Origin of the sequence: Xanthomonas sp. NCPPB 4037 (assembly GCF_041475695.2) — a bacterium.
Taxonomy (GTDB): domain Bacteria; phylum Pseudomonadota; class Gammaproteobacteria; order Xanthomonadales; family Xanthomonadaceae; genus Xanthomonas; species Xanthomonas campestris.
Map to the genome: position 1 here is coordinate 1,242,435 of NZ_CM191261.1, position 25,988 is coordinate 1,268,422.

28 protein-coding genes, 2 tRNA genes and 1 other RNA gene are annotated in these 25,988 nt (G+C 66.5%); 25 read left to right on the forward strand and 6 right to left on the reverse strand.

Translation table 11 applies throughout. The features are described 5' to 3' along the window. Positions 1 to 62 precede the first annotated feature (62 nt). Together ACCQ01_RS05595 and ACCQ01_RS05600 are read left to right on the forward strand one after the other, a co-directional pair. Positions 63 to 153, forward strand: a tRNA-Ser gene (locus ACCQ01_RS05595). 151 nt (positions 154 to 304) lie between these two features. Next, positions 305 to 709: a DUF6165 family protein gene (locus ACCQ01_RS05600; RefSeq protein ID WP_228433768.1), complete on the forward strand. Its 405-nt coding sequence runs from the start codon at positions 305 to 307 to the stop codon at positions 707 to 709. Between the two features lie 52 nt (positions 710 to 761). On the opposite strand, the gene ACCQ01_RS05605 is transcribed toward ACCQ01_RS05600, so the two are convergent. Continuing rightward, the gene (locus ACCQ01_RS05605) at positions 762 to 1,808 is read right to left on the reverse strand and encodes a glycosyltransferase family 9 protein (protein WP_228433769.1); all 1,047 of its coding nucleotides are present in this window, start codon (positions 1,806 to 1,808) and stop codon (positions 762 to 764) included. 20 nt (positions 1,809 to 1,828) lie between these two features. On the opposite strand from ACCQ01_RS05605, the gene ACCQ01_RS05610 reads away from it, so the two are divergent. From ACCQ01_RS05610 to ACCQ01_RS05670, 13 genes are all read left to right on the forward strand, one after another. Further along, positions 1,829 to 2,578, forward strand: coding sequence for a 3-deoxy-D-manno-octulosonic acid kinase (locus ACCQ01_RS05610; protein ID WP_011036197.1), 750 nt, complete (start codon positions 1,829 to 1,831; stop codon positions 2,576 to 2,578). Continuing rightward, a complete protein-coding gene (locus ACCQ01_RS05615) occupies positions 2,578 to 3,330 on the forward strand; it encodes an MBL fold metallo-hydrolase (protein WP_228433771.1) in 753 nt (250 codons plus the stop codon). Before ACCQ01_RS05610 ends, ACCQ01_RS05615 begins: the two co-directional genes overlap by 1 nt. Continuing rightward, the gene (gene moaA / locus ACCQ01_RS05620) at positions 3,330 to 4,361 is read left to right on the forward strand and encodes a GTP 3',8-cyclase MoaA (RefSeq protein WP_228433773.1); all 1,032 of its coding nucleotides are present in this window, start codon (positions 3,330 to 3,332) and stop codon (positions 4,359 to 4,361) included. The genes ACCQ01_RS05615 and moaA overlap by 1 nt, the downstream gene beginning before the upstream one ends. Continuing rightward, positions 4,358 to 4,738, forward strand: coding sequence for a nuclear transport factor 2 family protein (locus ACCQ01_RS05625; RefSeq protein WP_228433775.1), 381 nt, complete (start codon positions 4,358 to 4,360; stop codon positions 4,736 to 4,738). Before moaA ends, ACCQ01_RS05625 begins: the two co-directional genes overlap by 4 nt. Before the next feature lie 24 nt (positions 4,739 to 4,762). After that, positions 4,763 to 5,260 (forward strand): cyclic pyranopterin monophosphate synthase MoaC, encoded by a 498-nt coding sequence (gene moaC, locus ACCQ01_RS05630; RefSeq protein WP_042595029.1) that lies wholly within the window; start codon positions 4,763 to 4,765, stop codon positions 5,258 to 5,260. Further along, on the forward strand, positions 5,257 to 5,502 hold the full coding sequence (locus ACCQ01_RS05635; protein ID WP_012439072.1) for a MoaD/ThiS family protein: 246 nt from the start codon (positions 5,257 to 5,259) through the stop codon (positions 5,500 to 5,502). Before moaC ends, ACCQ01_RS05635 begins: the two co-directional genes overlap by 4 nt. A 2-nt stretch (positions 5,503 to 5,504) precedes the next feature. Beyond that, on the forward strand, positions 5,505 to 5,942 hold the full coding sequence (locus tag ACCQ01_RS05640; protein ID WP_011036203.1) for a molybdenum cofactor biosynthesis protein MoaE: 438 nt from the start codon (positions 5,505 to 5,507) through the stop codon (positions 5,940 to 5,942). A 201-nt stretch (positions 5,943 to 6,143) separates the two neighbouring features. Continuing rightward, positions 6,144 to 6,236, forward strand: a tRNA-Ser gene (locus ACCQ01_RS05645). Positions 6,237 to 6,317: 81 nt separating this feature from the next. Continuing rightward, positions 6,318 to 6,414, forward strand: an RNA gene (ffs, locus tag ACCQ01_RS05650) — signal recognition particle sRNA small type. A gap of 177 nt (positions 6,415 to 6,591) precedes the next feature. After that, complete coding sequence (gene dnaX, locus ACCQ01_RS05655) at positions 6,592 to 8,553, forward strand: DNA polymerase III subunit gamma/tau (RefSeq protein ID WP_228433777.1); 1,962 nt, start codon at positions 6,592 to 6,594, stop codon at positions 8,551 to 8,553. 6 nt (positions 8,554 to 8,559) lie between these two features. After that, positions 8,560 to 8,880, forward strand: coding sequence for a YbaB/EbfC family nucleoid-associated protein (locus ACCQ01_RS05660; protein ID WP_011036205.1), 321 nt, complete (start codon positions 8,560 to 8,562; stop codon positions 8,878 to 8,880). A 103-nt stretch (positions 8,881 to 8,983) separates the two neighbouring features. After that, on the forward strand, positions 8,984 to 9,577 hold the full coding sequence (gene recR / locus ACCQ01_RS05665; protein ID WP_228433778.1) for a recombination mediator RecR: 594 nt from the start codon (positions 8,984 to 8,986) through the stop codon (positions 9,575 to 9,577). A gap of 105 nt (positions 9,578 to 9,682) precedes the next feature. Beyond that, complete coding sequence (locus tag ACCQ01_RS05670; protein WP_042595032.1) at positions 9,683 to 10,033, forward strand: histidine triad nucleotide-binding protein; 351 nt, start codon at positions 9,683 to 9,685, stop codon at positions 10,031 to 10,033. Positions 10,034 to 10,135: 102 nt separating this feature from the next. On the opposite strand, the gene ACCQ01_RS05675 is transcribed toward ACCQ01_RS05670, so the two are convergent. The 4 genes from ACCQ01_RS05675 to ACCQ01_RS05690 are packed head-to-tail and all read right to left on the reverse strand — an operon-like array spanning position 10,136 to position 14,525. Next, on the reverse strand, positions 10,136 to 10,672 hold the full coding sequence (locus tag ACCQ01_RS05675) for a Slp family lipoprotein (RefSeq protein WP_011036208.1): 537 nt from the start codon (positions 10,670 to 10,672) through the stop codon (positions 10,136 to 10,138). Then, positions 10,669 to 12,618: a transglutaminase TgpA family protein gene (locus tag ACCQ01_RS05680; protein WP_228433780.1), complete on the reverse strand. Its 1,950-nt coding sequence runs from the start codon at positions 12,616 to 12,618 to the stop codon at positions 10,669 to 10,671. The genes ACCQ01_RS05675 and ACCQ01_RS05680 overlap by 4 nt, the downstream gene beginning before the upstream one ends. Then, positions 12,611 to 13,567, reverse strand: coding sequence for a DUF58 domain-containing protein (locus tag ACCQ01_RS05685; RefSeq protein ID WP_228433782.1), 957 nt, complete (start codon positions 13,565 to 13,567; stop codon positions 12,611 to 12,613). The genes ACCQ01_RS05680 and ACCQ01_RS05685 overlap by 8 nt, the downstream gene beginning before the upstream one ends. Positions 13,568 to 13,571: 4 nt before the next feature. Beyond that, the gene (locus ACCQ01_RS05690; RefSeq protein WP_228433784.1) at positions 13,572 to 14,525 is read right to left on the reverse strand and encodes an AAA family ATPase; all 954 of its coding nucleotides are present in this window, start codon (positions 14,523 to 14,525) and stop codon (positions 13,572 to 13,574) included. Between the two features lie 36 nt (positions 14,526 to 14,561). Here ACCQ01_RS05690 and ACCQ01_RS05695 point away from each other — a divergent pair, with 36 nt between their 5' ends. Genes ACCQ01_RS05695 through ACCQ01_RS05705 form a run of 3 tightly spaced genes read left to right on the forward strand, consistent with a single transcriptional unit; the run spans position 14,562 to position 19,238 of the window. Continuing rightward, on the forward strand, positions 14,562 to 16,406 hold the full coding sequence (locus tag ACCQ01_RS05695) for a glycosyltransferase family 39 protein (protein WP_228433786.1): 1,845 nt from the start codon (positions 14,562 to 14,564) through the stop codon (positions 16,404 to 16,406). 19 nt (positions 16,407 to 16,425) lie between these two features. Next, positions 16,426 to 17,406, forward strand: a complete 981-nt coding sequence (locus ACCQ01_RS05700; RefSeq protein WP_228433787.1) for a glycosyltransferase family 2 protein — start codon at positions 16,426 to 16,428, stop codon at positions 17,404 to 17,406. Continuing rightward, positions 17,406 to 19,238 (forward strand): hypothetical protein, encoded by a 1,833-nt coding sequence (locus ACCQ01_RS05705; protein WP_228433810.1) that lies wholly within the window; start codon positions 17,406 to 17,408, stop codon positions 19,236 to 19,238. The genes ACCQ01_RS05700 and ACCQ01_RS05705 overlap by 1 nt, the downstream gene beginning before the upstream one ends. A 7-nt stretch (positions 19,239 to 19,245) precedes the next feature. Here ACCQ01_RS05705 and ACCQ01_RS05710 read toward each other — a convergent pair whose 3' ends face one another. After that, positions 19,246 to 19,824, reverse strand: coding sequence for a Maf family protein (locus tag ACCQ01_RS05710; RefSeq protein ID WP_228433789.1), 579 nt, complete (start codon positions 19,822 to 19,824; stop codon positions 19,246 to 19,248). A 111-nt stretch (positions 19,825 to 19,935) separates the two neighbouring features. Here ACCQ01_RS05710 and ACCQ01_RS05715 point away from each other — a divergent pair, with 111 nt between their 5' ends. From ACCQ01_RS05715 to fabF, 7 genes are all read left to right on the forward strand, one after another. After that, positions 19,936 to 20,445, forward strand: coding sequence for a YceD family protein (locus ACCQ01_RS05715; protein ID WP_011036217.1), 510 nt, complete (start codon positions 19,936 to 19,938; stop codon positions 20,443 to 20,445). Positions 20,446 to 20,541: 96 nt separating this feature from the next. Continuing rightward, on the forward strand, positions 20,542 to 20,736 hold the full coding sequence (gene rpmF, locus ACCQ01_RS05720; RefSeq protein ID WP_010368401.1) for a 50S ribosomal protein L32: 195 nt from the start codon (positions 20,542 to 20,544) through the stop codon (positions 20,734 to 20,736). Positions 20,737 to 20,825: 89 nt separating this feature from the next. Further along, complete coding sequence (locus ACCQ01_RS05725) at positions 20,826 to 21,803, forward strand: beta-ketoacyl-ACP synthase III (protein ID WP_228433791.1); 978 nt, start codon at positions 20,826 to 20,828, stop codon at positions 21,801 to 21,803. A gap of 642 nt (positions 21,804 to 22,445) precedes the next feature. Beyond that, positions 22,446 to 23,390, forward strand: coding sequence for an ACP S-malonyltransferase (gene fabD, locus ACCQ01_RS05730; protein WP_228433793.1), 945 nt, complete (start codon positions 22,446 to 22,448; stop codon positions 23,388 to 23,390). 78 nt (positions 23,391 to 23,468) lie between these two features. Beyond that, positions 23,469 to 24,212, forward strand: a complete 744-nt coding sequence (gene fabG / locus ACCQ01_RS05735; protein ID WP_115004099.1) for a 3-oxoacyl-ACP reductase FabG — start codon at positions 23,469 to 23,471, stop codon at positions 24,210 to 24,212. A gap of 155 nt (positions 24,213 to 24,367) precedes the next feature. Continuing rightward, positions 24,368 to 24,607: an acyl carrier protein gene (acpP, locus tag ACCQ01_RS05740; RefSeq protein ID WP_002814322.1), complete on the forward strand. Its 240-nt coding sequence runs from the start codon at positions 24,368 to 24,370 to the stop codon at positions 24,605 to 24,607. A 140-nt stretch (positions 24,608 to 24,747) separates the two neighbouring features. Then, positions 24,748 to 25,983 carry a beta-ketoacyl-ACP synthase II gene (fabF, locus tag ACCQ01_RS05745; RefSeq protein WP_228433795.1) on the forward strand — a complete coding sequence of 412 codons (1,236 nt, stop codon included), beginning with the start codon at positions 24,748 to 24,750 and terminating at the stop codon, positions 25,981 to 25,983. Positions 25,984 to 25,988 lie beyond the last annotated feature (5 nt).

The following is a 25,988-nucleotide window of genomic DNA, read 5'->3' on the forward strand; positions in this document are numbered from 1 at the left end:
CCGCTTGTGGCAAACCGCGTGTGCTCGTATGATGCACGGCCCTGGGACACCGGGGACCATCTGGAGAGGTGGCAGAGCGGTTGAATGTACCTGACTCGAAATCAGGCAGGCGTTTATAGCGCCTCGGGGGTTCGAATCCCCCCCTCTCCGCCAGATTGTGGTGACGCGTTGTGCCAGTACCGTTTTGGTTCGTGCGCACTCTGCGTCATCGCTACATCAGCCCCCGCAAGGGGGCTTTTTGTTTTCGGGTCGCAGCCCGCCGGCGCGATGCCTACAATTGCCGATTCTTCGTTGGAGGTCTGTCATGTCCGAGATCCTGGTGCCGGTGTCCTTTGGTGAGCTGCTCGACAAGATCGCGATTCTGCAGATCAAGTCCGAGCGCATGCAGGACGCGGCCAAGTTGGCCAACGTGCGCAATGAGTTGTCGGCGCTGGAAACCAGCTGGATGGCGCATCCGGCCGCCGGCCGCGACATCGTTCGCCTGCGCGCGGAGCTGAAAGCGGTCAACGAGCGGTTGTGGGTGATCGAGGACGACATTCGCCTCAAGGAACAGGCGCAGTCCTTCGACGATGCCTTCGTGCAGCTGGCACGCAGTGTCTATATCGAAAACGACGAGCGCGCGCGCATCAAGAAGGAGATCAATCTGGCGTTGGGTTCTTCGTACGTGGAAGAGAAGTCCTACCAGGACTACCGCGCCAGCGGCGCCTGATGCGGGCTGATCGTCGGCGCGTGTTTCAGGTGCGCTGACGCTGATCAATAGCTCAGTGGTGATCTGCGCGATAGCGCTCGAACGCGGCGATGGCATCGTCGACGCTGATCAAGGTCATCACGTCGTCGAACTCGATCTTGGTGCCCCACTTGAGCTGCGCGGCCGGCTTGCCCAGGTGCTTGCGTGCAGCAGCGTCGTAGCGATCCACGCAATAGCGCACATCCGAATACGGGCCGCTGCGTCGCGGGTTGCTGGCGGCATGCAGGCCGAGCACCTTGGTGCCCATCGCGTTGGCGATATGCATCGGCCCCGAATCCGGTGTGACCACCAGCGCCGCACGGGCGAGCAGGGCGGGCAGCTGCTTGAGCGTGTCCTTGCCGACTAGATCCAGTACCGGCGTGCGCGCCGCCGCGATGATGGCATCGGCAGTGCTGCGCTCCAGCTCGCTACGGCCGCCGCACAGCACCACCCGCCAGCCCTGCGCGGCAGCATGGTCGGCCAGCGCGGCGTGCCGGTCCGGGTACCAGTTGCGCCGCACATGGCTGGAACACGGCGAGATCATCAACACCGGGCGCCCATCGTCTTGCCATTGCGCCTGGGCCCACGCGTGTGCGTCGGCGGGCACCGGCAGGTTCCAGCGCACCTCGGTCTGGCGCAGGCCCAGTGGCTCGGCGAAGCTGCCGATGGCGTCCAGCACATGGATGCCCGGGCGGTCGGCGATGCGCTCGTTGACGAACAGGCCGTGCAGGTCCTTCGAGCGGCTGCGGTCGTAGCCGATGCGCCGGCGCGCCGGCACGAACGCCGACAGCACGTTGGCGCGAAATGCGACCTGCATCTGCAGCAAGGCATCGAAGTGGCCATGCGCGGCCAGCGCCTGGCGCACCGCGCGCATGCCGGCCAAGCCGCTGCGTTTGTCGTAGGCATGGAAGTGCACACCGGGCAGGCCGTCGAGCAGTTTCAGCCCGGCCTTGTCGATGATCCAGTGCAACTGCGCCTGCGGAAAGCCCGCCTGCAAGGTGTGCACCAGCGGCACCACGTGGGTGACGTCGCCCAGGGCGGACAGGCGCAGCAGGCATAACGAAGCAGGCGTAGAAGCCATGGTGTTGTTAGACTCGAGGGATGGTTTCTTTCGACGCCACTGAAGCGCTGACGCCGTACCGCGAAGGCCGCGGATACGGCGCCATTCTGTTCGACCGCGAACGGCTGCGGCAAGCCGATGCCGGGCTGTTCTCGCCACAGCGTTGGGGCGACAGGGCGCGGCCGGTAGACGAGGGCGGGCGCGGTGGCGCGTGGTTCGTGGATGCCCCGTTTGGCCACAGCGTGCTGCGCCAATACCGGCGCGGCGGCATGGCCGCACGCGTGAGTCGCGACCAATATCTCTGGAAAGGCGCCGGGCGCACGCGCAGCTTTGCCGAATTCCGGCTGATGCGTGAGCTGCTCAAGCGAAAGCTGCCGGTACCGCGCCCGTTGGCGGCCTGCTATCTGCGCGAAGGTCTGGGCTACCGCGCTGCGTTGTTGATGGAGCGGCTGGAGAACGTGCGGTCGCTGGCCGACCATGCACAGGTGGCTGGCCGCGGCGCACCGTGGGAAGACACCGGGCGGCTGATCGCGCGCTTCCACCGCGCCGGCCTGGATCACGCCGATCTCAATGCGCACAACATCCTGTTCGATGCCGGCGGGCATGGCTGGCTGATCGATTTCGACCGCGGCGTGCTGCGTATTCCGGCCACTCGCTGGCGCGAGCGCAACCTGGCCCGCCTGCATCGTTCGCTGCTGAAGCTGCGCGGCAACCGCACCCGCGAAGACGTGGACAAGGACTACGAGCGCCTGCACCGCGCCTACGAGCTGGCCTGGGGCCGGGGCTACTGATGGAGTGGGCATTGCGGGTGCAGGGGGTCGGCAATGCGTCGGCCGTGGCGATGGGGTCGCCGATGGCCACGCTGGAGCGTGGCGGTGCGCCGTGGCTGACCATCGACTGCGGCAGCGAAGGGCTCACCAGCTATCAGGCCCATTACGCCCAGATGCCACAGGCGGTCTTCATCACCCACGTGCATCTGGACCACGTCGGCGGGCTGGAGCGCTTGTTCGTGGACAGCTATTTCTCCGAACGCCGCGGCCGCACCCGCCTGTACGTGCCGGCGCCGGTGGTGCCGCTGCTGCAGCGGCGGCTTGCCGACTACCCGAACGTGCTGGCCGAGGGCGGTGCGAACTTTTGGGATGCATTTCAGCTGGTGCCGGTGGGCGAGGCGTTCTGGCACGACGGTGTGCGCCTGGAGGTGTTCCCGGTGCGCCACCACTGGCCGGAGACCGCCTACGGGCTGCGCCTGCAGGGTGCGCTGGTCTGGACCGGCGACACCCGGCCGATCCCGGAGATGCTGGCGCGCTATGCCGATGACAGCGAGCTCATCGCGCATGACTGCGGCGTTCACGGCAACCCGTCGCATACTGGTGTGGATGACCTGGAGCGGGAATACCCGCAGGACCTGTTGAGCCGCATGTGGCTGTATCACTACGCCAGCAACGCCGACGGCGACGTGCTGCGGGCACGCGGCCACCGCGTGGCTGTGCCTGGCCAGGTGCTTGCGCTGGCAACACCCACTGCCGCCATGGCGCCGCGCTGATGGGTGCCCTGATGCTGCCGGACCTGAGCGCCGCACCGATGCAGGACCGCTACGGCCGGCCGCTGCGCGACCTGCGCTTGTCGGTGATCGAGGCCTGCAATTTTCGCTGTGGCTACTGCATGCCGGCCGACCGCGTGCCGGACGATTACGGGCTGGAAGCTGACCAGCGGCTGAGCTTTGACCAGTTGGAAACCCTGGTGCGCGCCTTCGTGGCGGTGGGCGTGACCAAGCTGCGCCTGACCGGCGGCGAGCCGTTGTTGCGCAAGAACCTGCCGGTGCTGATCCAGCGCCTGGCGGCGATCGAGGGCATCGAGGACCTGGCGCTGACCACCAATGGAGCGCTGCTGGCGCGCCAGGCCGTGGCCCTGCGCCAGGCCGGGCTGCGCCGCATCACCGTGAGCATGGATGCGCTGGAGCCTGCGCTGTTCCGCCAGATGAGCGGCGGGCGTGGCGAGATCGACCAGGTACTGGCCGGCATCGCCGCGGCCGAGCAGGCCGGATTTGAGCGCCTGAAGATCAATTGCGTGGTGCAGCGCGACGTCAACGAAGACCAGGTGCTGCCGTTGGTCGAGCACTTCCGTGGCACCGGGCATGTGTTGCGTTTCATCGAATTCATGGATGTGGGTAGCTGCAATGGCTGGCGGCCCGAGGCGGTGGTGACCTCCGCGCAGTTACGCGACCGGATCCATGCGCGGTGGCCGTTGGCGCCGCTGGATGCCAACTACACCGGCGAAGTAGCGCAGCGGCACGCATTCGCCGATGGGCTGGGCGAGGTGGGCTTTGTCAGTTCGGTCAGCGTGCCGTTTTGCGGCGATTGCCAGCGTGCGCGCGTCTCTGCCGATGGGCACCTTTACACCTGCCTGTTTGCCAGTCAGGGGCATGACCTCAAGCCGGCACTGGCCGAGGGCGAGCAGGGCCTGGCCACGCATCTGCGCCAGCGCTGGAGCGTGCGTGCGGACCGCTATAGCGAAGTGCGCGCGTCCACCTCCCGGCGTCGCAAGCCGGTCGAGATGTTCCTGATCGGCGGGTGAGCGCCGCTGCGCTGCTGACGCAGTTGCGCGACTTGGAGCTGCGTCTGCTCGATCCACAGGTGCGTGGCGCGGCGGGCGAACTGGAGACGTTGCTGGATCCCGCGTTCGTCGAGTTCGGTGCGTCGGGCCGGTGCTACACACGCGAGGAGGTCATCGCCGCGTTGACCGCCAGTGCGGTGGTTGCCGGTTACGTGACCGACAACTTCAGCTGCGTGCTGCTGGTCCCACAGCTGGCGCAGCTGCGCTATCGCACCCGCGTGCACGCCGACGGCGTGGTGCGATGCGCCCTGCGCAGTTCGCTACGGCGCCTGGATGGTGCGTGCTGGCGGATGCTGTTTCATCAAGCCACCCCGTTCACCGACAATCCCGCATCCTGACGTTCTGTTCCCGTGTCGTTTCCCATGCCAGCAAAGACTACTTCCGCACGTCTCACCCACCTGGACGACGCCGGGCTGCCCACCATGGTGGACGTCTCGGACAAGCAGGTCACCGCACGCAGTGCCACCGCGGAAAGCCGGGTGCATTTTCCTGCTGCCGTGGCAGCGCAACTGCGCGCCAACGGCTTGCGCAGCGCCAAGGGCGGCATCGTGGAGACGGCGGTGATCGCCGGCACCATGGCGGTCAAGCGTACGCATGAATTGATTCCGTTCTGCCATCCTCTGCCTATCGATGGCTGCCGCTTCGAGATCGATTGGGCGGGCGCGCAGGTGCTGCAGATCGTCTGCACGGTGCGCTGCGTGCATCGCACCGGCGTGGAGATGGAAGCACTGACCGGCGCCAGCGTGGCGGCGTTGACGGTCTACGACATGTGCAAGGCGCTCTCGCACAGCATGCGGATCGGCCCGACCAAATTGTTGTCCAAACGTGGCGGCAAGCGCGATATCGGAGCTGCGCGATGAGCGCCACCATCACCGTGTTGTACTTCGCCAGCTTGCGCGAGGCTGCCGGCATTGCCAGCGAGCAAGTGCACTCGGATGCAGCCGATTTGCGCGGCGTGTATGCGGAGCTGGATGCGCGGCACGGGCTGCGCTGGACGCCGGCGCAGTTACGCGTGGCGGTGGACGGCGCGTTCGCGCGCTGGGACGACCCGCTGCGCGATGGCAGCGAAGTGGTCTTCATTCCGCCGGTCTCTGGAGGTTGAGCATGCATGAGCAGATCAGGCCAAGCTTCGCGCTGTCAGACGCGCCCCTGCAGGTGGAAGCGTTGCGGCAGGCACTGGAGCACCCGCGCGCTGGTGCGTTTGCGAGCTTCGAGGGTTGGGTGCGCAACCATAACGATGGCCGCAGCGTTGCCGGGCTGCGCTACGAAGCCTATGCCGCGCTCGCACAGGCCGAAGGGCAGCGTGTGCTAGACGAGGCGATGACGCGGTTCTCCATCCTGCAGGCGCAGTGCGTGCATCGCGTGGGCGAGCTGGGCATCGGCGAAATGGCGGTGTGGGTTGGCGTCAGCGCGGCGCACCGTGGCGCCGCATTCGAGGCGTGCCGCTTCATCATCGACGAGGTCAAGGCGCGCGTGCCGATCTGGAAGCACGAGCACTACCTGGAAGGCGATGCCGGCTGGCTGCATCCGGAGTCGCAGTAAGGCAATGCCTCACCTGCGGTGCAACTGCCAGGCGAGCGCGGCTGGTGTTCGAAATCGACAGGTGCCCGCGCGGGTGGGTTCCTTTGCGGCGCCGCAATTCTGTCGCGCCCTCTGCGGGCCGCGCCGAGACTAACCTTGTTAAAGCCGCGCGCGACAGCTAGAATTCCGCTTCTGTCGACGGCCAGGCCGCCCGACAGGCACGGAGAGGTGTCCGAGTGGTTGAAGGAGCACGCCTGGAAAGTGTGTAAGCGTCTAAACCGCGCTTCGGGGGTTCGAATCCCCCTCTCTCCGCCAGTTTCATGATGTCTGCGTTGCGCGCTTGTGCACGTTGCCGACATCCAGGGCCACGCCGGTGGCCCACGTCTTATGGTGGCCCCGTCGGTCCCTCGCGACGCTAGATCGAAAATCCCGCCAGGGCCGGAAGGCAGCAACGGTATCGATTGATGCGGGCGCCGAGGTCAACCGGCGGGGACACCACCCCCTTCAGGTCCGATGCCGCAGCGACAGTTGGCGCTGCGCGCGCGTCACGCTGCCGGCACTGCGCCGCTGTCGATCCGACCGGTGCGTGTCTGCGGCCGACGGCCCGTCGCTGAACGATCAAGAGTGCGCGGCGTGGCACAATATCGGTTCAACGTTCGCTGGTTTCCCGATGTCCTATCTCGTTCTCGCCCGTAAGTGGCGCCCGAAGCGTTTTGCCGAACTCGTTGGCCAGGAACACGTGGTCCGCGCGCTCAGCAATGCGCTCGACAGTGGCCGCGTGCACCACGCGTTCCTGTTCACCGGCACCCGCGGCGTGGGCAAGACCACCATCGCGCGCATCTTCGCCAAATCGCTGAACTGCGAGACCGGCACCAGTGCCGATCCGTGCGGCACGTGCCCGGCCTGTCTGGACATCGATGCCGGGCGTTATATCGACCTGCTGGAGATCGACGCCGCGTCCAACACCGGCGTGGACGATGTGCGCGAAGTGATTGAAAACGCGCAGTACATGCCCTCGCGCGGCAAGTTCAAGGTCTACCTGATCGACGAAGTGCACATGCTTTCCAAGGCAGCGTTCAATGCGCTGCTGAAGACGCTGGAAGAGCCGCCGGAGCACGTGAAATTCCTGCTGGCCACCACCGACCCGCAAAAGCTGCCGGTGACGGTGCTGTCGCGCTGCCTGCAGTTCAACCTCAAGCGGCTGGACGAAGACCAGATCCAGGGCCAGATGACCCGCATCCTGGCGGCCGAGCAGATCGAGTCGGACCCGTCGGCGATCGTGCAGTTGTCCAAGGCGGCCGATGGCTCGCTGCGTGACGGGCTGTCCTTGCTCGACCAGGCCATCGCCTATGCCGGCGGTGCGCTGCGCGAAGACGTGGTGCGCACCATGCTGGGCACGGTCGACCGCACCCAGGTCGGCGCGATGTTGCAGGCGCTGTCCGATGGGGACGGCGCGCAGTTGTTGAAGGTGGTTGCCGCGTTGGCGGAATTCTCGCCCGACTGGAGCGGCGTGCTGGAGGCGCTGGCGGAGGCCTTGCATCGCATCCAGGTGCAGCAGCTGGTGCCGTCGGTGGCGTTCGTAGGCGATGGCATCGACCCGACCGGCTTTGCCGCGCGGCTGCGGCCGGAAGTGGTGCAGCTCTGGTACCAGATGGCGCTCAACGGGCGCCGCGATCTGTACCTGGCGCCGAGTCCGCGCGCCGGGTTTGAAATGGCCGTGCTGCGCATGCTCGCGTTCCGGCCGGCTGCCGCGGTGCCGGCCGGCAGCGGCGACGATGGACGTGGTGCCAGCGCCGGCGGCAACACGCGTGGGACGACGACCGGCGTGCAGGCGGCGCCTGCTGCCGCCGCACCTGCGGCCGCGGCGACATCGGCCAAGGCAGCCGACGTCAGCCCGGCCCCCGTGGTGTCCGCGCGCCCCGTCGCTGCCGCGCCATCGCCGGTGGTGGTGTTGCCCACGCCCGCGGCCGAACCTGCGCCGTCAGCGCCGCCTGCGCGCACGGATGACACACCGCCGTGGGCGGTGGACGACGCACCGGTGCGTGCACAGGCTGCACCGCAACGTGCCGCTGCCGAGGTGCCTGCTGCTGTGCCGTTGATGGCGCCGGAAGCGGCCATGGCGCCGCCTGCGACCGTGGCCGACGACGCGGCGCCTGCTGCCATGGATGCGGTGGTGCATGTGGCTCCGCCGTCTGCGCCCGCGCCGGTGACACCGCCGGCCGCTGCGTTCGACGACGGACACATCGCCGATGCCGAGCAATGGCTGGAGCTGGTCACGCGCAGCGGTTTGAATGGCCCCTCGCGCCAGCTCGCTGCCAATGCGGCCTTCATCGGCCATCGCGACGGCGTGCTGCGCCTGGCGCTGGCGCCGGGCTTTGAATATCTCAATTCCGAACGTTCCATCGCCAATCTTGCCCAGGCGCTGGCGCCGGAGTTGGGCAACACGCCGCGCATCGTGATCGAGACCGGCAGCGCCGACGTCGAGACCCTGCACGAGCGCGCCAATCGCCAGAAAGGCGAGCGCCAGAGTGCGGCCGAAACCGCCTTCATGAATGACCCGAATGTGCAGCAGCTGATTCAGCAGCAGGGCGCGCGGGTCGTTCCCGATTCCATCCGCCCTTACGACGAGTAACCCCGCATGCGTGGAAATATTGCCCAACTGATGCAGCAGGCGCAGAAGATGCAGGAAAACCTGCAGCGCGCCCAGGAAGAACTGGCCAAGCTGGAAGTCACCGGCAGCGCCGGCGGCGGCATGGTCAGCGTAACGCTCACCGGTGCCAAGGAATGCCGCAAGGTGCGCATCGACCCGAGCATCCTCTCCGACCAGGAGATGGCCGAGGACCTGATCGCCGCCGCCTTCAACGATGCCTCCAACAAGATCGATGCCGAATCCAAGGAGCGCATGGGCTCGGCCACGGCCGGCATGCAGTTGCCGCCCGGCATGAAGTTGCCGTTCTGAGAGGCTGGGAATCGGGAGTAGGGAGTCGGGAATCGTGAAGCAACGTGCACCTTTGCTTTTGCGATTCCCCAATCCCCATTCCCGATTCCCGATTCCCGAGCACATGTCCTCCCTTCTAGAACAACTGATCGAAGCCTTCCGGGTGCTGCCCGGTGTGGGTCAGAAGTCGGCGCAGCGCATGGCGTACCACGTGCTCGAGCGTGAGCGCGAGGGTGGGCGGCGGCTGGCGGCGGCGTTGGCCAATGCGGTGGAGAAGGTGGGCCATTGCGTGCAATGCCGCGACTTCACCGAGTGGGAGGTGTGCGCGATCTGCGCCAATTCCGCCCGTGATCGGCAGCAGCTGTGCGTGGTGGAATCGCCCGCCGATCGCCTGGCGATCGAGCACGCCACCGGCTACCGCGGGGTCTATTTCATCCTGCAGGGGCGTTTGTCGCCGCTGGATGGTATCGGCCCGCGTGAGTTGGGCCTGGACCGCCTGGCCGAGCGTCTGGCAGCGGGCGAGGTCACCGAAATGATCATCGCCACCAACGCCACCGTCGAGGGCGAGGCCACCGCGCATTACTTGGCGCAACTGGCCCGCCAACACAGCGTGCGCCCCAGCCGGCTCGCACAAGGCATGCCGCTGGGCGGCGAGTTGGAGTACGTGGATCGCGGCACGTTGTCGCATGCCTTCGGCACGCGTAGTGAGGTGCTTTAAGCGCTGGGAATCGTGAGTCGTGAATGGGGAATCGGAGAAGCAAAGTCAGAAGCCCGCGCGGTAAGCTCTTGCGATTCCCCAATCCCGATTCTCGATTCCCTTCCTATGACCGACACCATTTTCGGCAAGATCATTCGTCGCGAAATTCCCGCCACCATCGTCTATGAAGACGACGAGGTGCTGGGATTCGAGGACATCGCACCGCAGGCGCCGGTGCATGTGCTCTTCATTCCCAAGGTGCATGCGATCCCGACCCTGGACGATGTACCGCCGGAGCAGGCGCTGCTGGTCGGCAAGTTGGCGCTGGCGGCCGCGGCATATGCGCGCGAACAAGGCCTGGCGCAGGATGGTTACCGCATTGTCATGAACTGCCGCGAGCATGCTGGGCAGACGGTGTTCCATATCCATCTGCATCTGCTGGCCGGTGCGCCGCTGGGGCGTTTCGGTACGCCGTGATCAGATGTGGTTAGGCCCAGAGGATCCTGCTGCATCGGACGCCACACACAAAAGCGCCACTCCCTGTGAGCGGCGTTTTTGTGTCATCTCAGCTGTGGCTGGTTACCACCAACCGCGGCCCCAACCGCCGCCCCAGCGCGGGCCCCACGGACCCCACGGGTCGCCCCAGGGGCCGTACGGGTAGGCCGGCACTACATCGACCTCGCGCACCTGCGGCCACAGGTAGACCACATCGGCGGCCACCTTGGGCAGCTTGTAGTCGTACTCGCCGATCTTGGTGGTTTCGTAGCCTTCGATCTTGCCGATGAAGGTCACTTCGCGACCTGGCTCGAACACCGCCGGGTCGTAGAAGCCCGCGCGGCAGGCGAGGAAGCGGCCATCGCTGGCATCCACCGCATTACGGTCCGGGCGGCCGCTGGCGTTGAGCGGGCGCGAGATCAGCTCGAAGCAGGTCTGGCCCTGGGCCGGTTTGGTCTGGATGATCTTGCCGCCCCAGCGCACCGAGGTGCCGACCTGTGCACTGGCGGTCGAGTCGCTCGGGCTGACCGTGGGGAACTGGCCCTGCAACGGCTTGGGCGCCGTGGCACAGGCAGCGAGCCCGAGGACAGCGATGACTGGAAGAAGAAAACGGGTACTCATGAGGAAGCTCCGGTTCGCGGGCGATGCTGCTGCAGATCTTTGATGAGAGAGGCGCTGTCCGAATCAGCGCCAGCGTAGCGCGCCGCAGCGAAACGTTGGCTGAGTGCCAACAGTGTCGTGTGGGGATGGTGCTGTGCCACACGTTGCGCCCAGGTGGTGGCCGGTTCGTGCGGTTCGCGGGCCAGGCCGAGCTTGCGGTAACGGCGCCCGAGCCGATGCCAGGCGCGCAGCAGCGGGTCGCGTTCGCGTTCGCCGCGCGCCAGCAGCCACCCCATCCAGGCCAGTGCGCTGACCGCGAATACGCCGAAAATGGCCGCGAGCTGGTTGGTGTCCAGGCGGTCGATGCCGAACGGTTGCAGCAGCCGCTGCTGGCGGTCGGCATCGAAGGACAGCACCAGCTCGTTCCAGCCGCGACGCAACCAGTCGCTGACCTCGCCCAGCCTGTCCCAGGTGCCCAGCTGGCCGCCACCGCCGCCACCTGCCTGCAGGCGATCCTCCAGCGTGTCGTAGATGCGTTCCGGTGCCACGGCGGCGGTGGGATCCACGCGCACCCAGCCACGGCCGGCCAGCCACACCTCGCTCCACGCATGCGCGTCCATGCGCCGCACGACCCAGTAATTGCCCAGCCCGTTGTAGGTGCCGCCGGCATAGCCGGTGACCACGCGCGCAGGGATGCCGGCCGCTCGCATCAGCACCACAAACGACGAGCTGAAGTGTTCGCAGAAACCGGCCTTCTGCTGGAACAGAAACTCATCGACGCTGTTGCGCCCGAGCAGCGGGGTGTCGAGCGTGTAGGCGAATTCGTGCGTGATCCATTGCAGCGCGCGTTGCACCACTGCGGCATCGTCACGACCCGCTTCGGCACGCCACTGGCGGGCCAGGGCGATGGTGCGTGGATTGAAGCCGGGTGGCAGCGCCAATGCGCGTGCGCGCAGCGGCGCCGGTAGCTCGGTGTCGAAGCGTGCCGGTGGTGCGGACTGCAGGTCCCAGCGGGTGAGCGCACTCAATGGGCGCTGCGCGAACAACTCGTAGTCGGGCGACAGTTCGGCGTTTGCAACGCCTTGCACCGGCAGATCCAGCGCGACCAGCTGGCGGCGGTCGGTGGGCTCGTAGTCCAGGCGGTAGCGATAGGTTGCCGGCCCGGCAGCAAAGGCGGCCGGTTGCGCGCGGCCGGTCCAGCGCGCCCGCTGCCAGGTGCGGCCATCGAAATCCCACATTACCGGGCCGCGCCAGTACCGCTGCTCCGGTGGCGGCGCTTTGCCGGTGAATTGCACGCGCAGGGCGGGGCTGTCATCGGCCATCAGGTCGATCCACTCGCCCGGCGACATGTTGTCCGACAGTCCGGGCCGCGACAGCGCCCGCTCCGGCACGCCCCATAGCGGCGAGCTCAAGCGTGGCAGCAGCCAGAACGTGGCCAGGGCCAACGGCACGCCAATGGCCACCAGCTTGCCGATGCTGCGCAATTGCAGGCGCAGCCCTGGCGTGCCGGTGCGGTGTTCCTCGTCGGCCAGGCGCTGCATGCACAACAGCGCACTCAGCACCGCGAGCAACGCCAGGCCCATGGTGGCTGGGCCCTGGTCCAGCAGGAACGCGGCAAACGGTGCGAACAACGCAAAGCCGAGCAGGCTGCGCGCATCGCGCAGGGTGCGTAATTCGGAGGCCTTGATCGCCAGCATCGCCGCCAGCACCGCGCAGCCGGTGTCGCGCCCGAAGCGCATGCCGATCTGCCAGTACACCGCCGCCAGCATCGCGATGACCAACAGCAACCGGACCGGTGCCATCAAGCTGCCGCGCCAGCTCATCACGCCGACCAGCAGCGCGGCGGCGGCGATGGTGCCGGCGAGCAGGCCGGGCAACTGCAGCAGCAGCGGCGCCAGCGCCAGCCAGGTGGTGGCCAGTACCCAGCCGCGGCTGGCCTGGGTGATCGGGGCGGTAGGCTCAGTCATGCGGTAGCAGCGCCAACGCACGCAGGCACAGATGATGGTGCGACGGGCCGTGCGCAGGACCGAGCGGCGGCTGGCCCGGCAGCAGCAGCCGGTAGCGGCGGCCATCGCGTTCGGCAAGGTTGACCCAGCGCGTCAGCCGCGCGATGCGGCGTTCGTAGGGCAGCGCGCTGAGGCTGCGCCAGTCGAGGGTGACTTCCACGCCCAGCGGCTGCTCGTATTCGCGCACCAGCAGCGCATCGCGGCGCGCCGAGTGCTTCCACGAAATCGTGCGAGGTGCGTCGCCGGCCCGGTACGGACGCAGTTGGTGCAGCTCCTCGCCTTGTGCATGCAGACGGGTCTGATTGGGCGAGCCGGCTCCATCGGGCAGCGCGGGGCCGTGCGCTTCCGGGGCCGGGTAGGCCAGCAGCGGTGTTTCCGGCCAGACCCATGACCAGGCGCGCACCAGCCCCAGCGGTTGGGTGCTGGACAGCCGAATGCGCTCGATGTCTTGCCAGCCGCGACGCACGGTGGGCACCAGCAGATCCACGTCCGCGTTGTCGTAGTCGGTGAGCGAGCAAAAACCGCTGTGCTCCAGATGATCCAGGCGCAATCCGCGGCGGGCGCGGGTGTCGCGGCGGGCCAATGACACCCGCATGCGCAGCGGCTCGCCGGCCACCACCGGTTCGGCGGAGACCGCTTCGATCCGCAGTGCCGACAATTGCAGGTGCGCCACGATGCTGCTGGCGATGCCGGCGGTGGCCAGCAGCAGCGCCAGCAACAACGCCGGGTTGTTGTTGTAGTTCAGCGCGCCGAGCAGCATGGCCATCAGCAAGGCCGCCAGAAACAGGCCAAATCGCGTGGGCAGCACATAGATCCGGCGCCGATCCAGCACGATCGGCACAGCTTCCGGCCCGCGCGGGCGGGCCAGCAGGCTGAGCCGTCGGCCCATGCCACGCAGGTGCGCACGCACGTGCTCAGTCCACCGGCACGCTGTGCAGCAACGCCTTGGCCAGCGCCGGCCCGGACGATGATTCGGCTTCCGGCACCAGGCGGTGCCCGGCGACCGCCACGAACAACGCCTGCACATCCTCCGGCAGCACATGCTCACGCCCCAGCAGCAGGGCGTAGGCCTTGGCTGCGCGCAATAGCGCAATCCCCGCACGCGGCGACAGGCCCACGCGCACGCCGGCGTGCTGCCTGCTACGCAGCAGCAGCGCCTGCACGTAGGTGATCAAGGCCTCGCTGGTGTGGATGTGGTTGACCCCCGCGCGCAGCGCCACGACATCGGCATCGCTCAACTGCGGTGCGGCCTGGGCGATCAACTCGCGACGATCCACGCCCGACAGCAGCGCCCGTTCGGCATCGGCACTGGGGTAGCCCAGGCTGAGCCGCAGCAGGAAGCGGTCCAGTTGCGAATCCGGTAGCGGGAAGGTGCCCGACAGATCAACCGGGTTTTGCGTGGCGATCACGAAGAACGGCTCCGGCAGCGCATGTGTCACCCCGTCCAGGGTGACCTGCTGCTCGGCCATCGCTTCCAGTAGCGAGCTCTGCGTGCGCGGCGGCGCGCGGTTGATCTCGTCGGCCAGCAGCACATTGGTGAACACCGGGCCGGGATGGAACTGGAACTGGCGCGAGGCCGCGTCGTAGACCGACACGCCGAGCACATCAGCCGGCAATAGGTCCGAGGTGAACTGCACGCGCTGGAACCCCAGGCCCAGGCTGGACGCCATGGCGTGGGCGAGGGTGGTCTTGCCCAGGCCGGGCAGGTCCTCGATCAACAGATGTCCCCCGGACAGCAGCGCCACGAACGCCAGGCGCACTTCCTGTGCCTTGCCCAGCAACAGCGAATTGACCTGGTCCTGTGCGCGCCGCAGCGATTGGCGCAGCGCATCGGTTAGCATTTCCGTGGAACGCAGCGGTGTCGACATCACAAATCCGTAGGTGGAAGAAGAGTGCACAGGGCAATGCCAGGGGACCAACGCGCACATCGCACCTTCGTGATCCTGTGGACACTGGCGACGGCCGTCAAGCTATTGATTGCCGCGCGTCTGCCGCTGTTCGTGGACGAGGCGTTTTACTGGCAGGAAGGCCAGCATCTGGCGGCGGCGTACTCGGATCTGCCAGGCATGACCGCCTGGCTGACGCGCCTGGGCGTAGAACTTGGCGGACACCATTTACTGGCGCTGCGGCTGCCGTTTCTGGCGATCGCTGCGCTGCTGCCGTGGCTGGTTGCGCACATCGCCACGCGCTGGTTCGGCTCCACATTGGGCTGGCAGGCCGGTAGCCTGACCTTGCTGATGCCGCTGTCGGCCACGCTTGGCATCCTGGCGGTGCCCGATGTGCCCATGGCATTGGCAGCGGTGCTGTGCATGGATGCGGGCGCGCGGCTGTTGCGCGAGGTCGATGCCACCAGCGCGCTGGAGCTCGCCATCGGCCTGGTCATCGGTGCACTGAGCCACTACCGCTTTGTCGGTGTGATCGGGGTGGGATGCATTGCCTTGCTGTGCATTCCGCAGGGGCGTGCGGTCTTGCGCGACCCACGCATCTGGATGGCGCTGACGGTAGGCGCCATGAGCTGGCTGCCGCTGCTGTTCTGGAACACCGACCATGACGAGGCAGGCCTGCGCTTTCAGCTGGTAGACCGGCATCCGTGGACGTTCCAGATCACCGGGCTGTGGTTTTTGCTGATCCAGGCCGCGCTGGTGACGCCATTGCTGGCTTGGGCGATGGTCAAGGTCAGCCTGGCCGGCACCCGTGCCGGGAGTGGCGGCTCGCGTGCGCAGTGGCGCTACTTCGGCCTGCTGGGCGGCATTTCCACGCTGGCGATCTTCGTGCTGGGGTTCTTCTGCGATGCCGAGCGGATCAGCTTCCACTGGCCGTTGCCGGGCTATCTCGCCCTGCTGGTCGCCGCGCCGGTGATCCTGATGCGCTGGCCACGCCCGCTGCGGCGTGCCACCTGGCTGATCGCGCTGCTCGGCATGCTGGGCGCCTACAGCTATTACCTGGCGGTGTCGGTGCCGGCGATCCGTGCGCAAGCGGCGGGCGAAAAATACTACCCGCGCAATTTTGCCGGCTGGAAAGACCTGGCGCGCGCGGTCAAAACCGAACTCGCGCAGCTGCCGCCTGGCACCCGCGTGCTGGCGGAAAACTTCAAGGTAGGCGCCGAGCTCGGCTTCCAATTGCACGATGCACAGATCGAAGTGCTGCAGGCTGATCTGAACGACAAGCATGGCCGCTCGGCGCAACTGGCCCAGTGGGGGCTGCTCAGCCATGGCGAGCGCAGCGGCCCGCGTCTGCTGGTGCTCTCGCCCAGCGATCAGCGCTACCGCGATCTGCTCACGCGCTACCACGCCATCTGCGCCATGGTCGGGCCACTGCCGCCGCCCAAGGTGGTCTCCACTGACCACGGCTATCAGCGCTTCCTGCTGTTCGCGCTGCCGGCGCAACGCCAGCCCGGCCCCTGCATCGCGCCTGCGATGGCGTGGATCGATGCGCCGCTGCCGGGCGTTGCCGCCACGGCCACCATCCAGGTGCGTGGCTGGGCCTTCAAAGACGGCGTGGGTCTGTCGCGCGTCGAGCTGCTGGTCGATGGTCGCCCCGCTGGACGCGCCGACTACGGCGCCACCCTGGATGTGCGCCCGTACTGGAAAATCTCCACCGACCCGCAACATCCCCGCGTCGGCTTCACTGCCACGTTGGACGCGCGCGCGCTGACGCCCGGCACGCATTGGTTGGGCTTGCGCCTGCACGGCCACGACGGCAGCGTCGAGGACTGGTGGGAGCAGCCATTTACCGTTCCCGCCCCCTGACCGGATACTGGCCTACGTGATGAGTACCGATTGTCCCGACACCTTTGCCGGGATCCGCATCGCCGTGCTGGTGCCCTGCCACAACGAGGCCGCCACCATTGCCGCAGTGGTCGGTGATTTTGCCGCGGCATTGCCGCAGGCGGCCATCCATGTGCTGGACAACAACTCCAGCGATGCCACCGCGGCGATCGCCGTAGCGGCCGGCGCGCAGGTGCGGCGCGTGGCGCTGCAGGGCAAGGGCAATGTGGTACGTCGCGGTTTTGCCGATGTGGACGCCGACATCTATGTGCTGGTCGATGGCGACGCGACGTATGACGCGGCTGCCGCGCCCGAGCTGGTGCGCAAGTTGCTCAGCGAGCAACTGGACATGGTGGTCGGCGCGCGGCGCGATCAACAGCAGGCCGCGTACCGGCCAGGACATCGGCTGGGCAATGTGCTGCTGACACGCTGCGCGGGCCTGCTGTTCGGCCGCAGTTTCGAAGACATGCTGTCGGGTTACCGGGTGTTCTCGCGCCGCTACGTCAAATCCTTTGCCGCGCATGCGCATGGGTTCGAAACCGAAACCGAGCTGGCGGTGCACGCGTTGCAATTGCGCATGCCGGTCGCCGAAGTCGACACTGCCTATGGTGTGCGGCCGGAGGGTTCGCAGAGCAAGTTGAATACCTGGCGTGACGGGTGGCGGATCCTTACCACCATCGTGAAGTTGTTCAAGGCCGAGCGTCCGCTGCTGTTCTTTTCGATCGGCTTCCTGCTCAGTGCCGCGCTGTCGATCGTGCTGGCCGTACCGTTGTTGCAGACCTATCTGGAAACAGGCCTGGTGCCGCGCTTTCCAACTGCGATCCTGTGCGTGGCCCTGATGCTGCTCGGCTTTCTGTTGCTGGCGTGCGGGCTGATCCTGGACACGGTGACCCGTGGTCGTGTCGAGGCCAAGCATCTGGCCTATCTCGCCGAACCGAGCGTGGCAGTGCTTGCATCCAGACATGCGCAGGAGCGGACGTGATGCGGGCAAGTGCAGCAACAGCGAAAGCGACGCGCCGCCAACGCCTGCTCGCCTGGGCGGATCGCCGCTTTGGTTTCCATTCCCCGCGGCATAGTGCCGCCGCCGTACTTGCCATCGTGCTGCTCGGTGCACTGGTGTCGCTCGGCCTCGGCCAGGACGCCAACTGGGACTTGCGCAACTATCACTTGTATATCGGCGATGCCTGGCTGCACGGGCGACTGACGACCGACCTCGCGCCGGCGCAGATGCAAAGCTATTTCAGCCCGCTGCTGGATGCGATGCATGCCGCCTTGATGTTGCATCTTCCCGCGCCACTGGTTGGCGTGCTGCTCGGTGCACTGCATGCGCTGGTGTTTGTGCCGGTGGCCGCGGTTGCCTGGCGGGTGCTTTCGGCGCATCCGCGGCGTGCGCAATGGACACCGCTGCTGGCGGCCGCAGGATTGAGCAGTGCCGTGTTTCTGTCTGAACTCGGCGGCACCATGGGCGATACCGCCACGGCGCTGCCTGTGTTGGGCGCCCTGGCGCTGGTCCTGCAGGCACAGGCAAACGCGCGGCAGGGCAAAACCGCCCTCCATCTATGGGCGTGTGCAGGCGCGTTGCTGGGTCTGGCGGTCGCGCTCAAGTTGACCAATGCGCTCTACGCCCTCGCGCTGGTGCCCGCGCTGATGTGCGATGGCGCGCGCCTGCGGGCACGGCTGCTGGCGCTGGGCATCGTGATCGTCGTCGCGGGCGGTGTGTTCGTGCTGGTGGCCGGGCCGTGGTACTGGCAGGTCTGGCAGCACCTGGGCAACCCACTGTTCCCGCAGTTCAACGGGCTGTTCAAATCCCCATTGGCCGCGCCGGTGTCGATCGCCGACACGCGCTGGCTGCCGCGCAATCTCGGCGAACACCTGCTCTGGCCGCTGCTGTTTACGTTGAAGCCGCAGCGCATCGGTGACCTGGGATTGGTGCAGGCACTGTGGGCCGTGCTGTATGCGCTGGTGCTGATCGTGGCTGCGCGCGCTGTGCTGCGTCGCCGGGTTGCCGGGGTTGGGCTGGACCGCTCGGCCACTGTGGTGCTGGTGTTCGTGGCGACGGCCTATGTGTTGTGGCAGGCCATCTTCAGCATCCACCGCTATCTGGTCGTGTTGGAATTGCTGGCGCCGGTGGTGCTGTGGATCTGTTGCCGGCATGCGTTTGCGCAACATGCCGATCACAAGGCTGCGTGGTTGATCGGGCTGTGCGCGCTGGTGGCCGTGGTCGGCTGGAAGGATTGGGGGCACGAGCCCTGGGCGCGCGCGGCGTTTGAGGTCGCGCAACCGCAGATCATCGATCCGGCACGGGCAACGGTCTTGCTGGTCGGCGATGAGCCGCAGTCATGGCGCGTCACCCTATTGCCGCAGCAGGCCCGTTACATCGGGGTCGCAACCAACATCAGCGAGACCGATGCGTATCGGGCGCGCGTGCGCACCCTGGTGGCCGAACGCCCGCAGGTTTACGCGATGCTCGGCGCGGCGCGCGACAAACAGCAGGTGCGGGTGGATCGCATGAATCGCTGGGCGCAGCAGTTCGGGTGGGATGCGCAACCGGACTGCGCACGCCTGCGTTGGCTGATCGCCCGCGGTCTGCGCGCCGAGCTGGCTGCTTCCACGCCCGGCCGCTGCCTGTTGATCGTGCCCAAGGCCAGGGCGCTGGATATCGCGGCGGCCGATCAGGCCATTCGCGAGATGGCGCAGCAGCGTCTGGTTGCGTACGGGCTGACGCTGGACCCGGCGCAGTGCCGCACGTTGCTCTCACGCATTGGGCAAACCGTCTATCCGTATCAGTTTTGCACGCTGCGCCAGGCGGGCTGAGGCAGCTTCAAGGCAGCGAAAATCCCGCCTGCCGCAGCAACCGCGCCACTGCGATCAGCGGCAGGCCGACCAGGGCGGTGGGGTCGTTGCTGCGGATTGCGTCGAACAAGGTGATGCCCAGACCCTCGCATTTGAAGCTGCCGGCACACTCCAGCGCCGGTTCGGCTGCCAGGTAGCGTTCGATCTCCTGCGGCTGCAGGGTCCGCACCTGGACGTCGGTAAGGTCCAGCGCGTGCGCGGCAAACCCGGCCGGGCCGATCAGGCTGACGGCGGTCTGGAAGCGCACCGTGCGGCCGGACATGCGCGTCAGCTGCGCGTGCGCCTGCTCCAGCGTGCCGGGCTTGCCAAGCGCCTGGCCGTCCAGGTCGGCGACCTGGTCCGAGCCGATCACCCAGGCCTCGGGGAAGCGCGCCGCCACGGCGCGCGCCTTCTCGCTGGTCAGCCGGGTCGCAAGCGCCTGCGGCGTTTCGCCGGGCAGGGCGTGCTCGTCCACCTCGGGACGGGCCGTGTCGAAGTCCAGGTGCAGGCGGCCCAGCAGCTCGCGGCGGTAGGCAGACGTGGAGGCGAGGATCAGGCGTGGCATCATGGGCGCACCGCGAGGGAGGGCAGGGGAGTCTGCCGGCCCTGGCGCCGGGCCACAATCCCAGCGGCGGAAGATTTGACATGGCCCCGGCGGATCTTTAACATTCTGCGGCTTATGTCCGCGAACGTGCCCGAAATGCTGGATGCTTGGCGGATGGTCGCAGCGCGCAGGCGCTTCGACGGCCGCATCCCGCTATCTGCGATGACCCGTCTTCAGGGAAGCCTGGTTGATACCGAGGGCGAATGTGTCTATTCGCTTCAGTTCGATCAGGACGATCTGTTGAAGGTCGCCTATGTTGAACTCAGCATCGATGTCGCGCTGCCGCTGGAATGCCAGCGCAGCCTGCAGCGTTTTCTGTATCCGGTGCAGATCAGGCAGCGACTTGGCTTGATCCGCGACGAGGCTGATGAGGCCGCGTTGCCGCCCGACTACGAAGCCTTACTGGTGCCAGACGACGGCATGCTGCGGGCGGTGGACCTGGTGGAGGATGAGCTGGTGCTGGCGGTTCCCGTGGTGCCGATGGCGCCGGGGAGCGAGGCAGTCGAGGCCGAGTGGGTTCCGACCCAGGAAGAGCAAGACAAGGCCAGTCCGTTCGCGGCGCTGGCGGCGTTGAAGAAACAGTAACCGCCGCTGTTAAGGGCGGAAACACAGGTCGGCGCGGGCGTACAGTCCTGTTCGACTCAATAGAAAAGTTATCGAACTTAAGTTTGGAGCAATCCCATGGCTGTGCAGAAATCCCGAGTCACCCCGTCCCGCCGCGGCCAGCGTCGTTCGCACGATGCCCTGACCGCCAAGCAGCTGTCGACCGACCCGACCAGCGGCGAGATCCATCTGCGCCATCACATCACCGCTGACGGTTACTACCGCGGCAAGAAGGTGATCACGACCAAGTCGTCGGCCGTCCAAGAAGATTGATCCGTGGCACCCGCCGCAGTTTTGCAGGCGGGTGACCCTCGATACTTCCGGAGCCGCCAATCACCGCGGCTCTTGCACCAAGGAACAGTATGAGCAAGCGGATCTACTCCAGAATCGCGGGCACGGGTAGCTATTTGCCCGAAAAGGTGTTGACCAACGACGACATGTCCAAGATCGTCGACACCAGCGATGAATGGATCCGCTCGCGTACCGGCATCCGTGAACGTCACATCGTTGCCGACGACCAGACCACCAGTGATCTGGCGTACCTCGCCTCGCTGAAGGCGATGGAAGCGGCCGGTGTCACTGCCGACGAGATCGACCTGATCGTTGTCGGCACCACCACCCCGGACCTGATTTTCCCGTCCACTGCGTGCCTGTTGCAGGCGCGGCTGGGCAATGTCGGCTGCGGTGCTTTCGACGTCAACGCTGCCTGCTCGGGCTTCGTCTATGCGCTCAGCGTGGCCGACAAGTTCGTTCGCAGTGGCGACGCCAAGACCGTGCTGGTGGTTGGCGCCGAAACGCTGACCCGGATCGTCGACTGGACCGATCGCACCACCTGCGTGCTGTTTGGCGACGGTGCGGGCGCGGTCGTGCTCAAGGCCGATGAAGACACCGGCATCCTCAGCACCCATCTGCATGCCGACGGCAGCAAGAAGGAATTGCTGTGGGATCCGGTCGGTGTGTCGGTTGGCTTCGGCGAAGGCAAGAACGGCGGTGGCGCGTTGCTGATGAAGGGCAACGACGTGTTCAAGTACGCCGTCAAGGCGTTGGACTCGGTGGTCGATGAAACCCTCGCCGCCAATGGCTTGGACAAGCACGACCTGGACTGGCTGATCCCGCATCAGGCCAATCTGCGCATCATCGAAGCCACCGCCAAGCGGTTGGATCTGCCGATGGAGCAGGTGGTGGTCACCGTCGACCGGCATGGCAATACCTCGTCGGCCTCGGTGCCGCTCGCGCTGGACGAAGCGGTTCGCTCCGGTCGCGTGCAGCGTGGCCAGTTGCTGCTGCTGGAAGCCTTCGGCGGCGGATTCACATGGGGCTCGGCGCTGCTGCGCTACTGATCTGCGCAGGCACTGCCGCGTTTGCCGGCGGTGTCTTTGTGCGCTTGAGGTTCTGTTGGTGCAAAGAACCTTGCCATTGCGGGCTGATGTGTCAGTGAGTCTCCCTGACGCAGTGCCGCCGCCGCGCAGTCTTGATCGACACACGCAACGTTCTCGCACGCCACTGGGGCCTGGATGTCTTGCCTTCGCAACCGCAACGTGGCGGTTGCGGTGCCTGCGAGGAATTTACCCGGCGTGGCGCGCTGCAGGCTCAGGCGGTCAAGGTGTTGCGGGTGACGGCCTGCGGGCAGGCGCGGTAGAACGTTGTCAGGGGCACGCCACTGATGCTCAGCGACAGCGCGTTCGTGTGCGGACTGCCTGCGCCCAGGTGGTCAAGTAACCGCGCGTTTCGCGCATCTGACCCGCCTCTCCTCCACGCCCAGCTGACGCGCCAGCGCGCCGCCCGGCGATCTAGGCGACCACCGCGTTGAAGCTGTGGATGCCGTGCCTGGACTGGCTCCTCAACGGCGACATTGACCTGCTCAGACCCTACCGCCAGACGCCTGTGCGGTGCGGGCGTTGGTGTCTTGCATACGCGTCAGTACAGACGGCCGGGCGATTTCGCACGTATCATCCCGGCTCGATTTTTGTAGGCAGCAACGCGTGACCGAATCTACGCTCGCTTTCGTGTTTCCCGGCCAGGGCTCGCAGTCCCTGGGCATGCTGGCTGAACTTGCCGAACTGCATCCGCAGATCCGCGAGACCTTCGTCGAGGCCTCCGATGGCGCCGGCGTCGATCTGTGGGCCCTGTCGCAGGGCGGCCCGGAAGAGATGCTCAACCGCACCGAATACACCCAGCCGGCGTTGCTGGCCGCCGGTGTGGCGGTGTGGCGCCTGTGGAGCGCGCAGCGCGGCGAGCGACCGGCGGTGCTGGCCGGCCACAGCCTTGGCGAATACACCGCACTGGTCGCTGCCGGTGCCTTGTCGCTGCACGACGGTGCCCACCTGGTGCGGCTGCGCGGGCAGTTCATGCAGGCAGCGGCGCCCGCCGGTGTCGGCGCGATGGCCGCGGTGCTGGGCGCTGAGGATGCGTTGGTGCGCGAGGTCTGTGTCGAAGCCTCGGGCAGCCAGGTGGTGGTGCCGGCCAACTTCAATTCGCCCGGTCAGATCGTGATCGGTGGCGATGCGGCGGCGGTGGATCGCGCGCTGGCGTTGCTGGCCGAGCGCGGCGTGCGCAAGACCGTCAAGCTGGCGGTGAGCGTGCCGTCGCACACTCCGCTGATGCGCGAGGCGGCCAACCAGCTGGGTGAGGCGATGGCCGGGTTGACCTGGCACACGCCGCAGATTCCGGTGGTGCAGAACGTCGACGCGCAGGTGCACGCCGGCCACGAGGCGATCCGCCAGGCCCTGGTCGAGCAGCTGTATCTGCCGGTGCAGTGGACCGGCTGCGTGCAGGCGCTGGCCGCGCAGGGCATTACCCGGATCGCCGAATGCGGCCCGGGCAAGGTGCTGAGCGGGCTGATCAAGCGTATCGACAAGAGCCTGGATGCCCGTTCGCTCGCGACCCCGGCCGATTACGCCGGCGCGCTGGATGCGTGGGCGCACTGAGTTGACCGATTTGCCGGTGATGCCGGCCCTCGACGCTCGCAACTGCGGTTGCGACGTCCCCTCTCGAGGAACCGCAACATGAGCAAGCCATTGCAGGGCGAGATCGCTCTGGTCACCGGTGCCAGCCGCGGCATCGGCGCGGCCATCGCCGATACGCTGGCCGCCCAGGGCGCCACGGTCATCGGCACGGCCACTTCCGCCTCCGGGGCCGCTGCCATCGGCGAGCGCCTGGCTGCCAACGGCGGCCACGGCCGGGAGCTCAATGTCACCGATGCGGCCGCGGTCGATGCCTTGATCGATGCGATCGGCAAGGAGTTCGGTGCGGTCTCGATCCTGGTCAACAACGCCGGCATCACCCGCGACAACCTGCTGATGCGGATGAAGGAAGACGATTGGCAGGCGATCATCGACACCAACCTGACCAGTGTCTTCCGCACCTCCAAGGCGGTGATGCGCGGCATGATGAAAGCGCGCAAGGGCCGCATCATCAACATCGCCTCGGTGGTGGGTGTGACCGGTAATCCGGGCCAGACCAACTACGCGGCGGCCAAGGCCGGCATCATTGCGTTCTCCAAGTCGCTGGCCAAGGAAATCGGCTCGCGCGGGGTCACTGTCAATGTGGTCGCGCCCGGCTTCATCGATACCGACATGACCAAGGCGCTGCCGGAGGATGCCAAGACGGCGTTGCTGCAGCAGATCGCGCTGGGCCATCTGGGGCAGCCGGACGACATCGCCAACGCGGTGGCATTCCTGGCTGGCCCAACCGCCCGTTACATCACTGGTGAGACCCTGCACGTCAACGGCGGCATGTACATGCCGTGAGCGTGCGGCGCCGGGAGGCGCTAAGTGGCTGATCGGCCGGGATTTGTGATGCAATGCAAGGCCCGGTCGCTTCCACTACACTATCCAACGCGGCCATCGCAGCGGCGATGGCGTTTTTTTTGTACCACCACTACTCCATCTGGAGCGATATCTCAATGAGCACCATCGAAGAACGCGTCAAGAAAATCGTCGTCGAACAACTCGGCGTCAAGGAAGAGGAAGTCACCACCAGCGCATCGTTCGTCGATGACCTGGGTGCCGACTCGCTGGACACCGTCGAGCTGGTGATGGCGCTGGAAGAAGAGTTCGAGTGCGAAATCCCGGACGAAGAAGCTGAGAAGATCACGTCGGTCCAGCAGGCGATCGACTACGTCAAGGCTCACGTCAAGAGCTGATGCGTTGTTCCTGACAGCGGTGGCGGGCATTTGGCTGCTGCTGCGTCAGACATCCCATGGGGCCGCTGATGCGGCCCTGTGTTTTTGAGCGTCAACCGTAAACCGCAAGCACCGTCCGTCGTGTGGTGAGGAGATCTGCAATGAGTCGTCGTGTTGTCGTTACCGGCATGGGCATGGTGTCGCCGCTGGGCAATGATCTGGCCACCAGTTGGGATGGGATCATCCACGGTCGCTCGGGCATTGGCCCGATCACGCAGATCGATGCCTCGCAGTTCACCACCAAGATCGCGGGCGAGATCAAGAATTTCGATCCCACCCAGTTTGTGTCCGCCAAGGACGTCAAGAAGATGGATTCGTTCATCCACTACGGTGTCGGCGCCTCGTTCATGGCGTTGGACGATTCCGGGCTGGAGATCAACGAAAGCAATGCCGAACGCGTGGGCGCCATTCTGGGCTCCGGTATCGGCGGGCTGCTCGGCATCGAAGAGCAGACCATCAAATTTCATGAGGGCGGCGCGCGCAAGATTTCGCCGTTCTATGTGCCCAGCACCATCATCAACATGCTGCCGGGCCAGGTGAGCCTGATCAAAGGCCTGAAGGGCCCGACGTTCTCGGCTGTGTCGGCCTGCGCCACCTCCAACCATTCGATCGGCACTGCGATGCGCATGATCCAGCACGGCGATGCCGACGTGATGCTGGCCGGCGGCGCCGAGCGCGGTTCGTCCCCAAGTTCGGTGGGCGGGTTCTGCGCGATGAAGGCGATGTCCACGCGCAACGACGACCCCACCGCTGCATCGCGTCCGTGGGACAAGCAGCGCGACGGGTTCGTGCTGGGTGACGGCGCCGGCGTGCTGGTGTTGGAAGAGTACGAACACGCCAAGGCACGTGGCGCGCGCATCTATGCAGAGCTGGTCGGTTTCGGTGCCAGTTCGGATGCGTTCCACATGACCGCGCCCAGCGAAGACGGCGAAGGCGCGGCGCGCAGCATGGCCGCGGCGATGCGCGACGCCAAGCTCAACCCCGAGCAGATCGGCTACCTCAACGCGCACGGCACCTCCACGCCGCTGGGCGATCTGGCCGAAACCATGGCGATGAAGCGTGCGCTGGGCGACCATGCGTACAAGACCATGGTCAGCTCGACCAAGTCGATGACCGGCCACCTGCTCGGTGCGGCCGGCGGCGTGGAAGCGATCTTCTCGGTGATGGCGCTGCATACCGGCATCATTCCGCCGACCATCAACCTGGAAGAGCCCAGCGAAGGCTGCGATCTGGATTACGTGCCGAACGTGGCGCGCGAGGTGCAGATGGATGCGGTGATGTCCAACGGCTTCGGCTTTGGCGGCACCAACGGCACCCTGGTGTTCAAGCGCATCTGAGCCAT

Excerpts from the sequence above, each read along its gene's own strand:
- ACCQ01_RS05660 (WP_011036205.1), top strand. The coding sequence starts at position 8,560 with ATGCGTGGAAATATTGCCCAACTGATGCAGCAGGCGCAGAAGATGCAG.
- ACCQ01_RS05700 (WP_228433787.1), top strand. The coding sequence starts at position 16,426 with ATGAGTACCGATTGTCCCGACACCTTTGCCGGGATCCGCATCGCCGTG.
- ACCQ01_RS05710 (WP_228433789.1), bottom strand. The coding sequence starts at position 19,824 with ATGATGCCACGCCTGATCCTCGCCTCCACGTCTGCCTACCGCCGCGAG.
- moaA (WP_228433773.1), top strand. The coding sequence starts at position 3,330 with ATGGGTGCCCTGATGCTGCCGGACCTGAGCGCCGCACCGATGCAGGAC.
- ACCQ01_RS05605 (WP_228433769.1), bottom strand. The coding sequence starts at position 1,808 with ATGGCTTCTACGCCTGCTTCGTTATGCCTGCTGCGCCTGTCCGCCCTG.
- ACCQ01_RS05640 (WP_011036203.1), top strand. The coding sequence starts at position 5,505 with ATGCATGAGCAGATCAGGCCAAGCTTCGCGCTGTCAGACGCGCCCCTG.
- ACCQ01_RS05610 (WP_011036197.1), top strand. The coding sequence starts at position 1,829 with ATGGTTTCTTTCGACGCCACTGAAGCGCTGACGCCGTACCGCGAAGGC.
- recR (WP_228433778.1), top strand. The coding sequence starts at position 8,984 with ATGTCCTCCCTTCTAGAACAACTGATCGAAGCCTTCCGGGTGCTGCCC.
- fabG (WP_115004099.1), top strand. The coding sequence starts at position 23,469 with ATGAGCAAGCCATTGCAGGGCGAGATCGCTCTGGTCACCGGTGCCAGC.
- rpmF (WP_010368401.1), top strand. The coding sequence starts at position 20,542 with ATGGCTGTGCAGAAATCCCGAGTCACCCCGTCCCGCCGCGGCCAGCGT.
- ACCQ01_RS05600 (WP_228433768.1), top strand. The coding sequence starts at position 305 with ATGTCCGAGATCCTGGTGCCGGTGTCCTTTGGTGAGCTGCTCGACAAG.
- fabF (WP_228433795.1), top strand. The coding sequence starts at position 24,748 with ATGAGTCGTCGTGTTGTCGTTACCGGCATGGGCATGGTGTCGCCGCTG.
- ACCQ01_RS05675 (WP_011036208.1), bottom strand. The coding sequence starts at position 10,672 with ATGAGTACCCGTTTTCTTCTTCCAGTCATCGCTGTCCTCGGGCTCGCT.
- ACCQ01_RS05690 (WP_228433784.1), bottom strand. The coding sequence starts at position 14,525 with ATGTCGACACCGCTGCGTTCCACGGAAATGCTAACCGATGCGCTGCGC.
- ACCQ01_RS05725 (WP_228433791.1), top strand. The coding sequence starts at position 20,826 with ATGAGCAAGCGGATCTACTCCAGAATCGCGGGCACGGGTAGCTATTTG.
- dnaX (WP_228433777.1), top strand. The coding sequence starts at position 6,592 with ATGTCCTATCTCGTTCTCGCCCGTAAGTGGCGCCCGAAGCGTTTTGCC.
- ACCQ01_RS05705 (WP_228433810.1), top strand. The coding sequence starts at position 17,406 with ATGCGGGCAAGTGCAGCAACAGCGAAAGCGACGCGCCGCCAACGCCTG.
- ACCQ01_RS05680 (WP_228433780.1), bottom strand. The coding sequence starts at position 12,618 with ATGACTGAGCCTACCGCCCCGATCACCCAGGCCAGCCGCGGCTGGGTA.
- acpP (WP_002814322.1), top strand. The coding sequence starts at position 24,368 with ATGAGCACCATCGAAGAACGCGTCAAGAAAATCGTCGTCGAACAACTC.
- ACCQ01_RS05715 (WP_011036217.1), top strand. The coding sequence starts at position 19,936 with ATGTCCGCGAACGTGCCCGAAATGCTGGATGCTTGGCGGATGGTCGCA.
- ACCQ01_RS05615 (WP_228433771.1), top strand. The coding sequence starts at position 2,578 with ATGGAGTGGGCATTGCGGGTGCAGGGGGTCGGCAATGCGTCGGCCGTG.
- ACCQ01_RS05635 (WP_012439072.1), top strand. The coding sequence starts at position 5,257 with ATGAGCGCCACCATCACCGTGTTGTACTTCGCCAGCTTGCGCGAGGCT.
- ACCQ01_RS05670 (WP_042595032.1), top strand. The coding sequence starts at position 9,683 with ATGACCGACACCATTTTCGGCAAGATCATTCGTCGCGAAATTCCCGCC.
- moaC (WP_042595029.1), top strand. The coding sequence starts at position 4,763 with ATGCCAGCAAAGACTACTTCCGCACGTCTCACCCACCTGGACGACGCC.
- ACCQ01_RS05695 (WP_228433786.1), top strand. The coding sequence starts at position 14,562 with ATGCCAGGGGACCAACGCGCACATCGCACCTTCGTGATCCTGTGGACA.